Annotated in this window: 13 protein-coding genes; 2 read left to right on the top strand and 11 right to left on the bottom strand. The window is 44.5% G+C overall.

The genetic code is table 11. The features are described from left to right. Nucleotides 1–184: 184 nt before the first annotated feature. From glmS to murB, 5 genes are all read right to left on the bottom strand, one after another. The gene (glmS, locus tag H5993_RS04690) at nt 185–2,005 is read right to left on the bottom strand and encodes a glutamine--fructose-6-phosphate transaminase (isomerizing) (protein ID WP_204776428.1); all 1,821 of its coding nucleotides are present in this window, start codon (nt 2,003–2,005) and stop codon (nt 185–187) included. Nucleotides 2,006–2,362: 357 nt separating this feature from the next. Beyond that, a complete protein-coding gene (glmM, locus tag H5993_RS04685; RefSeq protein WP_204776427.1) occupies nt 2,363–3,712 on the bottom strand; it encodes a phosphoglucosamine mutase in 1,350 nt (449 codons plus the stop codon). A gap of 12 nt (nt 3,713–3,724) precedes the next feature. Continuing rightward, nucleotides 3,725–4,573, bottom strand: coding sequence for a CdaR family protein (locus tag H5993_RS04680; protein ID WP_338033129.1), 849 nt, complete (start codon nt 4,571–4,573; stop codon nt 3,725–3,727). Then, nucleotides 4,570–5,400: a diadenylate cyclase CdaA gene (gene cdaA, locus H5993_RS04675; RefSeq protein ID WP_204776426.1), complete on the bottom strand. Its 831-nt coding sequence runs from the start codon at nt 5,398–5,400 to the stop codon at nt 4,570–4,572. Before cdaA ends, H5993_RS04680 begins: the two co-directional genes overlap by 4 nt. A gap of 68 nt (nt 5,401–5,468) precedes the next feature. Beyond that, complete coding sequence (murB, locus tag H5993_RS04670) at nt 5,469–6,368, bottom strand: UDP-N-acetylmuramate dehydrogenase (RefSeq protein WP_204776425.1); 900 nt, start codon at nt 6,366–6,368, stop codon at nt 5,469–5,471. Between the two features lie 205 nt (nt 6,369–6,573). Between murB and H5993_RS04665 the strand changes: the two genes are divergently transcribed. Beyond that, nucleotides 6,574–7,110, top strand: a complete 537-nt coding sequence (locus tag H5993_RS04665; protein ID WP_204776424.1) for a 3'-5' exonuclease — start codon at nt 6,574–6,576, stop codon at nt 7,108–7,110. 66 nt (nt 7,111–7,176) lie between these two features. Here H5993_RS04665 and H5993_RS04660 read toward each other — a convergent pair whose 3' ends face one another. From H5993_RS04660 to H5993_RS04645, 4 genes are read right to left on the bottom strand one after another with little or no spacing between them, the layout of a single operon-like run. After that, nucleotides 7,177–7,680, bottom strand: a complete 504-nt coding sequence (locus H5993_RS04660) for a GNAT family N-acetyltransferase (RefSeq protein ID WP_180871520.1) — start codon at nt 7,678–7,680, stop codon at nt 7,177–7,179. After that, nucleotides 7,667–8,134, bottom strand: a complete 468-nt coding sequence (gene tsaE, locus H5993_RS04655; protein WP_204776423.1) for a tRNA (adenosine(37)-N6)-threonylcarbamoyltransferase complex ATPase subunit type 1 TsaE — start codon at nt 8,132–8,134, stop codon at nt 7,667–7,669. The genes H5993_RS04660 and tsaE overlap by 14 nt, the downstream gene beginning before the upstream one ends. Nucleotides 8,135–8,141: 7 nt before the next feature. Beyond that, entirely contained in the window at nt 8,142–9,116 is a 975-nt protein-coding gene (pta, locus tag H5993_RS04650) for a phosphate acetyltransferase (RefSeq protein ID WP_204776422.1), read from the bottom strand. Nucleotides 9,117–9,133: 17 nt separating this feature from the next. Then, nucleotides 9,134–9,823 (bottom strand): uracil-DNA glycosylase, encoded by a 690-nt coding sequence (locus H5993_RS04645; RefSeq protein ID WP_204776421.1) that lies wholly within the window; start codon nt 9,821–9,823, stop codon nt 9,134–9,136. A 135-nt stretch (nt 9,824–9,958) separates the two neighbouring features. Between H5993_RS04645 and H5993_RS04640 the strand changes: the two genes are divergently transcribed. Further along, nucleotides 9,959–10,531 carry an LURP-one-related/scramblase family protein gene (locus H5993_RS04640; protein ID WP_204776420.1) on the top strand — a complete coding sequence of 191 codons (573 nt, stop codon included), beginning with the start codon at nt 9,959–9,961 and terminating at the stop codon, nt 10,529–10,531. A gap of 116 nt (nt 10,532–10,647) precedes the next feature. Here H5993_RS04640 and smpB read toward each other — a convergent pair whose 3' ends face one another. Together smpB and rnr are read right to left on the bottom strand one after the other, a co-directional pair. After that, nucleotides 10,648–11,121, bottom strand: a complete 474-nt coding sequence (smpB, locus tag H5993_RS04635) for an SsrA-binding protein SmpB (protein WP_204776419.1) — start codon at nt 11,119–11,121, stop codon at nt 10,648–10,650. A 26-nt stretch (nt 11,122–11,147) separates the two neighbouring features. Further along, the gene (rnr, locus tag H5993_RS04630) at nt 11,148–13,514 is read right to left on the bottom strand and encodes a ribonuclease R (RefSeq protein WP_204776418.1); all 2,367 of its coding nucleotides are present in this window, start codon (nt 13,512–13,514) and stop codon (nt 11,148–11,150) included. Between the last annotated feature and the right edge of the window lie 71 nt (nt 13,515–13,585).

Genomic DNA, 13,585 nt, shown 5'->3' with positions numbered 1-13,585 from the left:
GAGGATTAACCCTCTTCTTTAATATATCACTTTTTCCTGATTTTTAAATTCTTATTTAGATCAGGTTTGTTTAGTGTACGCTAATTTTCGATAACTTTTCGCTTGACTAATCGTAGGAAAGAGCCGGGAAGAAACATTAGCTTCTTCCCGGCCTCAAGCTTAGGTTGGTTAACTTATTTAATTCTTATTGCACCGTAACACTCTTGGCCAAGTTCCGTGGCTTATCAACGTCCAGGCCCTTTCCAAGGCTAGTGTAGTAAGCCAACAATTGCGCTGGTACGACACTTAATAATGGTGAGATCATTTCATCAACGTCTGGCAAGATGATGGAGTCATCTTCTTTTGCCAAATGCCGCGAGGCGATCGTTAAGATGTTAGCCCCCCGAGCTGCCGTTTCTTCAAGGTTACTCCGGGTTAAACCAGCGGTCCGGGATTGCGTAATAATCCCAATTACCGGCGTGTTCTTTTCAATTAAAGCAATCGTTCCGTGCTTTAATTCCCCCGACGCAAACCCTTCGGCTTGAACATAAGAAATTTCCTTCAACTTCAAGGCCGCTTCTAAAGAAACTGACCAGTCAAGTCCCCGACCGATGTAAAAGGCATTCCGGGGCTTAGATAAAGCATGGCTAGCAATGGCTTCAATTTCGTCCTTGCTGTCAACTAAAGCTTGCATCCCATTAGCTACCTTAGCTAATTCATCCTTGACATCAAATTTTTGCGCCGCTTCTAAACCGAGATATTCACCTAAGGCCTTAGCCAAGATTGCTTCCACGGCAACTTGAGCCGTGTAAGCCTTAGTTGAAGCAACGGCAATTTCTGGTCCCGCGTATAGTAACAAGGTATGGGTTGCTTCCCGCGAAAGGGTAGACTTGTCGACGTTCGTAATCGTCAAACTTGGCCACTTGTTTTCATTGACGTGAACCAAAACTTCCCGACTGTCTGCGGTTTCCCCACTTTGGGAAAGGAAGATGAAGAATGGCTTCTTGGAAAGCAATGGTTGTTCGTAAGCAAATTCGGAAGAAATGTGGACCGAAGTTGGAATTTGCGCAAAACGTTCAAACAACCGTGCCCCAACTAAACCGGCGTGGTAACTCGTCCCAGCCCCAACGATGTAAAGATGATCGGCTTCTTGCATTTGCGCCAACAGCTTTTCATCAATTTGTGGCTTGCCATTTGCGCCTAAGTACTCTTGAACTAAACGCCGCATAACGGCTGGTTGTTCGTCGATTTCCTTTAGCATGTAGAATGGATAAGCGCCCTTATCAGCGGCATTGGGATCCATATCAACTGTAAAGGTATCACGGTGCTTTTCTTCGTTATCAAAGCTTTCGATCGTAACATGATCTGGTTGCACAATCACCAATTCATGATCTTCAATTTCCATGAATTCATTGGTTTCATTTAACATGGAAAGGGCATCGGATCCAACCATATTGTAGCCCTTACCGATCCCGACTAGTAATGGACTCTTATTCTTAGCAACATACAAGGTGTCTGGTTGTTCCTTGTCCATTAAAGCAAAGGCGTAAGAAGAATCCCGAGAAATCAACCGCAAAACCTTCAATAAGGCGGCCTTCGTGTCCATATCATAGGCAGTGACAAACTTATCTACGAGTTGGACGATAACTTCCGTATCCGTTTGGCTCTTGAACTTAACGTCACTTAAGTATTCTTCTTTTAGATCTTTATAGTTTTCGATCACTCCATTGTGAACCAAGTAAAAACGTTTGTCAGCAGAGTATTGTGGATGGGCATTAGCTTGGTTTGGTTCGCCATGGGTTGCCCACCGTGTATGACCAATCCCAGCCATTCCTTGAACTTCTGGCGTCAAAGCAGCTTCCAAATTTGTAATCCGGCCAGCTCGCTTGATCAAGAAGTCTTTACCAGCTTGATCATTAACGTAAATTCCGGCTGAATCATAACCCCGGTATTCCAAACGCTTTAAACCATCGATTAAAATTGAGACCGTCTTGTTTGTCCCCGTAACTCCAACAATTCCACACATAAGCTTTTCTTCCTTTACAAATTGGTATAGATAGGTTTTTTAACCATTTTAATAGTTTTCTTTCTAACTCCTAGTATATTAAAAGCTTTTTCAACGTTTGTCAAATTCCCTGATCAAAATTGGTATGGTTAAGTTCTAATTTTACTTCACCCAGCTAATTTCTGCTGTAAATTAAGGAAATGGTGGTCAGCGACGCCAAGATAACAACCGAGCCACATTGAAGTTTCGAGCATTACTTCTTCTCGATCGGGTAAAAAATTGTGATTTTGTGAACCGTTGACCAAAGAAAAAGACTAGAAAGAAATTTGACTTTCTTCCTAGTCCTAATATGTCGTTGCGAGTTTTTCCCTACCGCTTCTATTTAAATTCTTCTTCGGCTACTTTGGCGATCTGAGAAACGTAATCGTGAACAAGCTCTTTCGTTGGGGCTTCAGCCATGATCCGAAGCAGGGGCTCAGTCCCACTTGGGCGGACAAGCACCCGACCATCGCCATTCATATCACCCTCAACTTTTGCGATAATGGCCTTTAAGTTTGCATTTTCCATTGCGGCTGCTTTATCGGCCACTTTAATGTTAACTAACTCTTGTGGATAAGTTGTCACATCGGCAGCTAGTTCCTTTAAGGTCTTGCCAGTCGTTTTAACTACTTGGAGTAATTGAAGGGCCGTCAACATCCCATCCCCGGTCGTGTTGTGATCCAAGAAAATGATGTGGCCAGATTGTTCCCCACCCAGGTTGTAGCCGTTCTTCAGCATTTCTTCAACCACGTAGCGGTCCCCAACCTTGGTTTTTACACTCTTCATGCCATGGGCTTCTAAGGCCTTGTACATCCCCAAGTTACTCATCACCGTTGTGACCACTGTATCTTGCTTGAGGCGACCATTTTCTTCCATATTTTTCCCACAGATGTACATGATCTTGTCCCCGTCAACCAGGTTTCCTTCGTGGTTAACCGCAATACACCGGTCGCCATCACCATCAAAGGCAATGCCTAGATCGGCTTCGTTTTCCACTACGGCCTTTTGGAGACTTTCAGGATGAGTCGAACCACAGTTAAGATTAGTGTTTAACCCATCTGGTTGGTCATGAATCGGAATCAAATCAACGTTTACATCCGCAAAAAGGTTAGCGATAAAACCACTCGTCGCCCCGTTAGCAGCGTCAACAACGACTTTCAAGCCTTCAAGATCCGTTGAAATTGTTTGTTCCAAGAAAGAAGTATACTTCAATGCTCCTTCTTTGTAATCATCAACAATTCCCAAACCATCAGCGGCGGGGCGTGGTAAGGTATCTTCTTCGGCATCCAAAAGTTGTTCAATTTCGTATTCGAGTTCATCGGAAAGCTTGAAACCATCGCTCCCGAAGTACTTAATCCCATTGTATTCAATTGGGTTGTGGGAAGCCGTAATCATCACGCCGGCATCGGCTTCTTGAGCCCGTACCAAGTAGGCAACCCCGGGGGTAGTAACCACCCCAAGCCGGAGCACTTCGATCCCCACTGAAAGAAGCCCCGCAATTAAGGCACTTTCTAACATTTCCCCAGAAATCCGGGTATCCCGGGAAACTAAGACTTGGGGCCGCTTCCGATCAGAGTGGCGGGTCAAAACATATCCACCGGCCCGTCCAACCCGAAAGGCTAATTCTGGACTTAATTCTTGGTTAGCGACTCCCCGAACTCCATCGGTTCCAAAATACTTTAACTTCATTCAAAAAAACTCCTAACTATTACTGCTGTCACTACTCGATTCAGAACTTAAACTTTTTTCTGACTGACTCGACTGTGATTGGCTTTCACTAGTTTTATTACTTGATGATTCACTACTACTGCTTGATGAAGAATTACCATCACTCTTATTTGCATTAATCGGTACGGTCACGCTAATTGTGCTTGGCATCACCACCACATTAACGGTTTGTCCCCGGCGATCAATCGCTTGTAAAGTAACTTGTTGTTGCAGGTCACTCGTAGCATTCTTTGGTACATTAACCACTGCAATCACCTTGGCAACCCGCTTAACTTCACTCTTAGCCCCCGTAATTTGGACAGTATTCAAGGAAGCTTTGGGGGTGCCAACTTTGTAATTCCCGTTAACGGTCTTGGCGCTTAGCCGGACCTCAACTGGTAAGGCCGTCGTGATCCGTGGTTGAATCTTAACTTTGATAGTTGCTGGAATGACCCGCGCTCGCAATTCGGAATTCAACCCCGAAGTCTTAAGCTTAACGGTATGTTCTCCATTCCCCAGATTATTTAGGTTAGCATAAACCTTAAAATTTTGCGTATTCATCGTGGTTGTAACTAAGGCTGAAGGACCACTGATCTTGACTCTAACGTATTGGGGATAACCAGTAACCACATACTTTTGGCTATTCACCGTCAAATCTAGGGGCATCTTCATAGTTTCGGTCTTATTGGACATCAAAGCCGTTGAATTTCCGTTCCGGGTCGTTTGATGCAAAAAACCATTTTTACTCCCGTTAACATACATAAATAGGGTTAAGGCAAAAATTAGAGAAATAATCCGATAGAACCACTTACTGTTAAAAAAGCCGGTTTGATCGTCTTTCACTTGCCCACCCCCTTTAAGCGGGTTAATAAGTCAGTAAACAAATTTTTGTTACTTTCTTCTTTCTTATAGAGTTGCGCCCGGAGGAACTTCAGATAATTCTTCTGGGTCATACTCCGCAACAATTCATTATCCTTGGTAATCGAAATTTCCCCAGTCTCTTCAGAAATCACAATCGTTAAAGCATCGGTCACTTCAGAAATCCCGACGGCGGCCCGGTGACGAGTCCCTAATTCTTTGGGAATTAACTTACTATCGGACAAGGGGAGGTAAGCTGCCGCCACGGCGATCCGGTTATTTTTAATGATCACCGCCCCATCGTGGAGTGGGGTGTTAGGGATAAAGGTGTTGATCAATAAGGCCCCAGTCACATCAGCGTCCAATGGAATCCCAGTTTCGATATACTCTTCCAAACCGGTTTCCATTTGAATTGAGATCAACGCACCAATCCGGCGCTTAGACATGTATTGGATTGCTTGGTCAAGTTGTTTGATCAATTCCTCTTCTTTTTCATTCGCTGCCCGGTTGCGGGTCAACATCGTCCCCCGGCCGAGGTGTTCTAATCCCCGCCGAATTTCTGGTTGGAAGATAATTACCATCGCAATTACCCCCCAGTTAATAACCTGGTCCATCACCCACGAAACGGTTGAGAGGCCAACGTACCAAGAAACCACCTTAATCACAATGATAATCAAGATTCCCTTGAACAGTTGGACCGCCCGGGTACCCTTTAAAAGGACCATTAACTCGTAGATTAACAGCCAAATAACTAAAATATCAATTAAATTAATAAAATTTCGCCACGTGAGAAGTGTAGCGAGGACTTGCATTGAGCATCCCCCCGATCAAATTACGGGACCAATTATATCATTTTGCTTCCCGCTTTGCTGACTTGTTTTTAGTCCCGACCAATAATCCGGACTTCCGTTTCCAGTTGCACCCCAAACTTTTCCTTTACGGTTGCTTGAACATGACGGATGACGGCTTGATAATCACTAGCCGTCCCGTTGCCAATATTAACAATAAAGCCAGCGTGTTTAGTAGAAACCTGAGCCCCACCAACAGTGTAACCTTGAAGACCTGAATCATGGATTAACTTACCAGCATAGTAACCCGTTGGCCGCTTAAAGACACTCCCACAAGAAGGTAATTCAAGGGGTTGTTTAGCCGCGCGCCGGGCATTTAGGTCATCCATTTCCGCCTTGATAGCATCAAAGTCTCCCGGGGTTAACTTGAAGTCAGCGGAAAGAACCACCATGTGGCCTTCTTGAACAGCACTGTGGCGGTAACCAAAAGCGAGTTCTTTGTTATTTATAGTTTTAATTTCGCCGGCTGGTGTCATTACCGTAGCAGAGGCAACAACGTTCTTAGTTTCGCCACCATAAGCACCCGCATTCATAAAGACAGCTCCACCAACACTTCCGGGAATTCCAGCTGCAAATTCAAGCCCACTTAGGCTAGCATCTCGCGCCGCAATCGTCACATCAATATATGCCGCCCCAGCCTGAGCTGTTACGACATCATCATGTACCGTAATTTGTTTCATCTTCGTTAAGATTAAAGTCAAACCAGCAATTCCACCGTCCTTAACGATCAAATTACTTGCGTTTCCAAGCACCGTCAATGGAATTTGGTGTGCATGGACATAGGACACAATTGCTTTGACTTGATCAACTGTTTCCGGAAAGGCTAACCAATCTGCTGGTCCACCGGTCTTCGTATGCGTGTACTTAGAAAGTGGTTCGTCTTTTAAAAGCTTCAACCCAGTAAAGGTGTCCGCTGCTAATTCATAAGTCATTTTTAAAGTTCCTTTCAAACATCATTGGGCTTCACCCAAATCTTATAGCTAACTACTTTGGTTTTAGCTTGCGTTAGGGATAAATTGATCGTTATTTTTTATGGAACCCCAACCAACTCTTTCGATTATATCATTTTGCCAATAGTTTGCATCACAAAGACGATGTGAATTATAATTTTGGCAAAGAAAACGGAGGAACCAAAAGATGAACTTTATCGCCATGGACTTTGAAACCGCCTCAGCTAAGCGGTACAGTGCCTGCTCATTAGCCCTTACTGTCGTTCGCAATAACCAAATCACCGACGAATTTTATACCCTCATTAATCCGCAAACACCATTTTTCTGGCGGAACATTCAAATTCACGGGATCCACGAGCAAGACGTCCAAGACGCCCCCACTTTTCCGGAGGTTTGGGAACACATTCAACCATTCTTTACCCCGGAAAAGTTAGTAATTGCCCACAATGCCACCTTTGACAATAGCGTTTTAAAGAACACCTTACAACACTACGGAATCACCCCTGCACACTACCTAACCTTGGATACGGTCAAAACTAGTCGGGCTTTTTATCCCCAACTAATGAACCATCGGCTTAATACGGTCGCTGAAGCCTTACAAATTGATCTTCATCACCACCACAACGCCTTAGATGACGCCCAAGCGTGTGCAAATATTTTAATTCACCAAGTTCAACAATTTGGTTCAGCCCAGTTACAGCGATTTATTAAGGAAGTTAAGTAAGAAACTATCAAATTAAGAAAGTCCAGCATGACAAAATTAAGCCATGCTGGACTTTTATCTTCTATGCTACTTCTTGTAAACCATCCGATAAGCAGCGGCCAATTCACCATTTGCCATTGGTTCGTTTAGTTGACCCGTTGTTTTAAATCCCAAATCCTGGTAGAGCTTAATTGCCCACCGGTTTGTGGTAAAGACAGTTAACATTAGTTCATCAAGGGTACTGTAATTTTCGTACCAATACTGGCCTTCATCAACTAACAGCTTTCCAATCCCCTGGTGCCAATAATCCTTTGCAACGACAACGCCTAACTCACCAGTCCCTGGTTGATCAGCGACATGCATAATCGTTAGTACCCCAACAATCTGTTCACCTAACCAGGCTAATAAGATCAAGCAATCATTTCGATCAGCAACGGAGGCAAGCCGAATTGCTTCTTCTTCAACCGTAATTTTATCTAATCCCGGAAGTAAAATTGCCTGGCTTTCGGTTGCTGTTTGCCGCAAAAAGGCTAATAATCCTTTGGCATCGTTTTTTTCAGCTAAGCGCATTTCGATTTCATTTGTCGTCATGGAGCCATTTCTCAACTACCTTTTCAAAGTGTTCCCCATGGGGGATAATCTTGAGTTGTCGTTCATTTTCTTGGTCAGTTCGGGTAAAGCTGAGGGAAAGGTAGTCCGTTGGAAGCTCATCTTCAATAAATTGAGCCCACTCAACGACGCTAACTCCGTCTCCATCAAAGTATTCTTCCAAACCAAGGTCTTCAGCACCGCCAGCTTCCAAACGGTAAATATCCATATGGTAAAGGGGTAACCGACCAGACTGATACTCTCGAATAATGGTAAAGGTCGGACTCTTAATCATTTGGTTAATCCCTAAACCGGCAGCCAATCCCTTAGTAAAGGTGGTTTTACCGGCTCCGAGGTCCCCGTTTAAAACAAGGACATCCCCCGCCTGCAGAAAGGGCGCTAATTTTTGGCCGAGTTCAATGGTTGCTTGACGATTTGGTAAATTAACCTGCACCATGGTCACCCTACTTTACTTGGGCCGCCGTAATTACAGCAACCTTGTAGACGTCTTCTTCACTCGTCCCCCGAGAAAGGTCCGCAATTGGGGCGTTCAAACCTTGGAGGATTGGACCAACGGCTTCAAAACCACCAAACCGTTGAGCAATCTTGTAACCAATGTTCCCAGCTTCAAGGCTTGGGAAGACAAAGACATTGGCATGCCCAGCCACCTTGGAGCCTGGAGCCTTCAAAGCCCCAACTTCTGGCACAAAGGCCGCGTCGAATTGGAGTTCCCCGTCAACTGCTAAGTCTGGAGCTTGTTCATGAACGAGCTTCGTTGCTTCAGCTACCTTGGTAACCATGTCACCCTTGGCGGAACCCTTGGTAGAGAAGGAAAGCATCGCAACCTTTGGATCAATGCCAAAAAGCTTTGCCGTTTCAGCACTTTGCATGGCAACCGCGGCCATCGTTTCAGCATCTAATTCAATGTTAATGGCACAGTCAGCGAAAACGTAACGTTCCTCACCCTTTTGCATGATGAAGGCTCCAGAAATCCGCTTTTGACCTGGCTTAGTCTTAACAATTTGTAATGCTGGCCGAACCGTTGCCCCAGTTGAGTGCACTGCCCCAGAAACCATTCCGTCAACTTTACCCATGTAAACTAGCATGGTCCCAAAATAGGAAACATCTTCCAACATCTTAGCGACTTCTTCTGGAGTATTTTTGCCCTTCCGCCGTTCAAGCAAGGAAGCGTGCATCGCTTGCTTATCACTTGCGGGATAAGTAGCTGGATCCAAAATTTCAATGCCACTTAAATCAAAGCCATTGTCCGTGGCAACTTGATTTAATTTTGCTTCTGAACCAAGCAAAACGGGGTCAACCACACCATCAGCCTTCAAACGTACCGCAGCCCCCATAATCCGTTTGTCGCTACCTTCTGGGAATACGATCCGGCGATTCTTACCCTTTAAATCTTGAGCTAACTTTCCAAAAATATCCATTTCGAAGACTCCTTTTCTTATTCACCATCAACGGTTGCTGGTAATTGCCAATCAATCGGCGTTTCCCCCATCGCTACTAGCGCCTGGTTCGTTTTTGAAAATGGTCGCGAACCAAAGAACCCCCGGTAAGCTGATAGAGGACTTGGATGGGCTGATTCCAAAACAATATTCGTTTCCAGATTAATCAATTGCTTCTTCTTTTGAGCCGCTTTGCCCCACAAAATAAAGACCACTGGTTGAGGCCGTTCAGATAACGCTACAATGGCAGCATCCGTTAATTTTTCCCAGCCATGTCCTTGGTGAGAATAGGCTTGCCCAGCCCGAACAGTTAAGACCGAATTCAAAAGCAAAACTCCTTGTTCCGCCCATTTTTTAAGATAACCATGCTTTACTGGCGGGTAGCCAAGATCATCCTGCAGTTCCTTATATATATTTTGTAAGGATGGTGGGATTGCAACGCCCGGCAAAACTGAAAAACTTAAACCATGTGCTTGGTGAGGGCCATGGTAGGGATCCTGCCCTAAAATCACCACTTTCACTTTCGAATAGGGTGTCCATTCAAAAGCAGTAAAAATATGATGCATTTCGGGGTAAACCGTCTGCGTCTGGTACTCATTTAACAAAAAGTTATGAAGTTGTTGATAATAATCCGCTTCAAACTGGGGCTTTAGAATTGGCCACCAATCGTTATGAATTAATTGCTTCAAAATCATGCACCTCGTTTTTAATTTTAGCATATTTTGTAACCAGGCGGGAGAAAATATGAAATCGCTATCAATCCTGTTCAAATTCTCAATTCACTGATAAAATGTAGATGAATATTCGAAAGGGAGGAGTTACCTGTGCGAACCCTGTATATGCGCGATCGTACTACCGATCGACAACCGGCAACTGTTGTTCATGATGCTAACCACAATGCAATTTATCTGTTAGCCGGTAAGTGGGGAATTCGGCAAGATACCCTTTCGCTTTACAATATGCACGGTGATTTGTTGGCTGAAGTAAAGCAACTTTCGCTTGGCCTCCTCCCCAAATTTGCTCTTTATGTTGATCAGCAACGAGTCGGCGTTGTTGGCAAGTCGCTTGGCTTTGTCCGAGAAGTCGTTTATATCCGGGGTCTCAACTGGGTGATCGTTGGTAATGCGCTAACTAACCACTACCGGGTCTTCAAAGGGAGTCGCCAAATCTTTGCCATGGAGCCCGCTAAAAACTCGGGTGCTTCCTACCTTGCGATCACCATTGGCGTCAAAAGTGAAGAACCCCTTGCCATTCTTGTGGCTTATGTCTTAAACCACTGGGCAAAGCGGCCTGATCCGAAACCAATTTGGGACCGGTTTAAGTTTAAATCAATTTCACAACCCAACTTAGGTTTGGAAGCACCAATTAACATTAGTAACAAAATTACAAATAAGTAATTAGGGCCACCAATAAAGGTTTAGAATGTAATACTTAACCTTTATTGGTGACCCCTTTTTTACGTAACTTAAAATTTATCTAGCTAGAGCAAGACGGTTTTCACTCGATCGCTTGCTTAATAATGCTTCATTACCCGTTCGATTTGGCGTTCTTGTTCCCGCCGTTTAATGTTATTACGCTTATCGTACTCGTGCTTCCCTTTGGCAACTCCAATTAGGACCTTGGCAAAACCGTGCTTTAAGTACATTTTAAGCGGAACGATGGTGACCCCTTTTATTGAGAGGGCTTCCCTTAATTTTTTCAATTCTTTTTTATGCAGGAGTAACTTCCGATTGCGGAGGGGATCATGATTAAAAACGTTCCCATTACTGTACTCAGTAATATGGACATTCATCAACCATAATTCACCATTATGAAACTGGGCATAGCCATCTTTTAACTGAACTCGTCGTTCCCGAACGGATTTAATTTCGGTTCCGGTTAAAACTAACCCGGCTTCATAGGTATCCGTAACCGCATAATCGTGGCGGGCTTTTTTATTTTGGGCCACTAAATTGGCATCCAAAGCTGGTTTCTTTTTCTTTGCCATTTAAAACCCTCTTTTCTTTTGTCATTTTAGCGGTGACGTCGGCGTCGTTGGAATGGTTCCCGATCACCCTTATGACGGGTCTGCCCCCGATTAATCTGGTAGCTATTCCGGTCGCCATTGTCCCGCCGGCGATCTGAATTACGGTGATCATCCCGGTTGTGACGGTGACCATTATTTCGGCTACCACGGCCGCGACCACCCCGACGATCATCTTGACGTGGCGCCCGGAGTTTCGTTATTGGTGCATCCCCAGGATTAACCAATTCAAAGTCGACTTCTCGTTGATCCTTATCAACCCGAAGTAACTTTACCTTAACCGGTTGCCCAATTTGGAAGATATGGTGATTGCGCCGACCAACTAAAGCCATGTGTTTTTCAAGATATTCATAGAAGTCATCTTGCATGACACTAATATGAATCAAGCCTTCAACCGTATTTTCAAGCGCCACAAAGAGGCCAAACTTCATAACAGAAGATACTACAGCATCGAAGGTTTCTCCAATGTGGTCTTCCATGTATTCAGCCTTCTTCATACTATCAACGTCCCGCTCGGTATCAATCCCCCGCCGTTCGGTCATCGAAGTATGTTCAGCAACTTCTTTCAAAACTCCATCATACTTAGCCTTGGCTTCAGCCCCCGTTCCATTTTCAGCATACCAGCGAATTAAGCGGTGGACCGTCGTATCTGGGTACCGCCGAATTGGGGAAGTAAAGTGGGTGTAGTACTTTGCCCCTAGACCAAAGTGACCGCGCTCTTCATCAGAATACTTAGCTTGTTGCATACTCCGCAACATCATTACTTGGACCATTTGTTCTTCTGGTGTACCAGCAACGTCCTTCAAAACCTTTTGCAGCATCTTTGGCGAAACGTCGTTCAAACTCCCCTTCATTTGAATCCCAAAGACTGAGAGAAATTCCGCAAAGTTCTTAATCCGATCAGCATCGGGAGTTTCATGGATCCGGTAAAGGAATGGTACGTGGAGTTTAAAGTAGTGTTCTGCCACCGTTTCATTAGCAGCTAACATAAAGGATTCAATCATCCGTTCTGATAGGCCCCGGTCCCGCAACTCAATATCGATTGGGTGACCAAGATCATCCACGATAATTTTAGCTTCTGGGGCTTCAAAATCAATGGCTCCTCGTTGATGACGGTGCTTAAGTAAGATCCGGTGAAGTTCGGCCATTGTTTCAAACATTGGCACTAATTCCCGGTATTCTTGGCGTGTCTTTTCATCATGCGCTTCTAAAATCTTATTAACGGCCTTGTAAGTCATCCGCGCGTGCGAACGAATGACGGATGGAAAGATATCTTCCTTAACGATGTTTCCTTGAGGATCAATTTCCATTTCACAAGACATCGCCAACCGTTCTTCGTTCGGGTTTAAAGAACAAATCCCGTTTGATAACCGCTTTGGTAGCATCGGAACTACCCGGTCTGTTAAGTAAACCGAAGTCCCCCGGCGGTAAGCTTCTTGATCCAATGGCGTACCCGGCTTAACGTAGTGAGAAACATCAGCGATGTGAACCCCAAGATGGTAGTTACCATTGTCTAATTTCCAAGCCACGACGGCATCGTCCAAGTCTTTCGATTCAATACTGTCGATCGTAACTAATGGTTGATCGGTTAGATCCCGGCGCCCCACCTTTTCTTCAGGTAAAACGTGCAATGGAATGGCATTTGCTTGGTCAAGGGCTTCCTTTGGAAACTCGTGCGGAACATCATGGGCATAGATGACTGATAAAATATCAATTCCCGGTTCGTCCTTATCCCCAATCACTTCGGTGACCGCTCCTGTCAAAATTTCTGGAGATTCATCACTCGGATAGGCGGTAATCGTAGCGGTTACGACTTCATTATCTTGCGGATGCAGGCCTTGGTCCGTCACAAAGAAACGGAAGTTAGCCAATTTCTTATCTTTTAAAATAATTTCCCCGATAAAATTACCCATCGTTAGGTTCTTAAACTCACCAACAACGTGTTCATAGTGATGTTCTAAGATCTCCGTAACTTCACCTTCTGGGCCTTGTTCCTTTGTTGGATCACCAGCCCGCAAAATCTTTACTTTAACCTCATCCCCCGTTAGAGCATGGGCAGTATGGTCAGGATTAACGTAAACATCAGGGAGGGTTTCATCATAAGCAACGAAACCAAAGCCCTTAGCATTCCCGTGGAAAACCCCAACAATTTCTTGTTGTTGGGGAACGAGCTTAAATTCACCCTGGTCAGTTACTTCAACCAAATTTTCCCGTTCCATTTGGGCTAAGGCTTGGATTAAGGGCTTAAAGTCATCAGCCGTTTCCTTTTTAATTAGGCGGCCGATTTTTTCGGCTGACAAACTAATCGTGGGATTAGTCCCCAAGACCTTTAAAATTTGTTCCTTTAATTCTGTCATTAAGTATTCCTCTCAATTATTTCATGTGCTGGAGAAAGCTAAATTGCAAAATAAAAGGCCATGGCACCTGC

It is taken from the genome of Limosilactobacillus alvi (genome assembly GCF_016900115.1).
GTDB classification, from domain to species: Bacteria; Bacillota; Bacilli; order Lactobacillales; family Lactobacillaceae; genus Limosilactobacillus; species Limosilactobacillus alvi.
Note: the sequence above shows the minus strand (reverse complement) of the source record. Positions and strands in the feature narration are given on the sequence as shown.

What these genes read in the sequence shown, in the direction of transcription:
- glmS (WP_204776428.1), bottom strand. Translation starts at nt 2,005, where the DNA reads ATGTGTGGAATTGTTGGAGTTACGGGGACAAACAAGACGGTCTCAATT.
- glmM (WP_204776427.1), bottom strand. Translation starts at nt 3,712, where the DNA reads ATGAAGTTAAAGTATTTTGGAACCGATGGAGTTCGGGGAGTCGCTAAC.
- cdaA (WP_204776426.1), bottom strand. Translation starts at nt 5,400, where the DNA reads ATGCAAGTCCTCGCTACACTTCTCACGTGGCGAAATTTTATTAATTTA.
- murB (WP_204776425.1), bottom strand. Translation starts at nt 6,368, where the DNA reads ATGACTTATGAATTAGCAGCGGACACCTTTACTGGGTTGAAGCTTTTA.
- H5993_RS04665 (WP_204776424.1), top strand. Translation starts at nt 6,574, where the DNA reads ATGAACTTTATCGCCATGGACTTTGAAACCGCCTCAGCTAAGCGGTAC.
- H5993_RS04660 (WP_180871520.1), bottom strand. Translation starts at nt 7,680, where the DNA reads ATGACGACAAATGAAATCGAAATGCGCTTAGCTGAAAAAAACGATGCC.
- tsaE (WP_204776423.1), bottom strand. Translation starts at nt 8,134, where the DNA reads ATGGTGCAGGTTAATTTACCAAATCGTCAAGCAACCATTGAACTCGGC.
- pta (WP_204776422.1), bottom strand. Translation starts at nt 9,116, where the DNA reads ATGGATATTTTTGGAAAGTTAGCTCAAGATTTAAAGGGTAAGAATCGC.
- smpB (WP_204776419.1), bottom strand. Translation starts at nt 11,121, where the DNA reads ATGGCAAAGAAAAAGAAACCAGCTTTGGATGCCAATTTAGTGGCCCAA.
- rnr (WP_204776418.1), bottom strand. Translation starts at nt 13,514, where the DNA reads ATGACAGAATTAAAGGAACAAATTTTAAAGGTCTTGGGGACTAATCCC.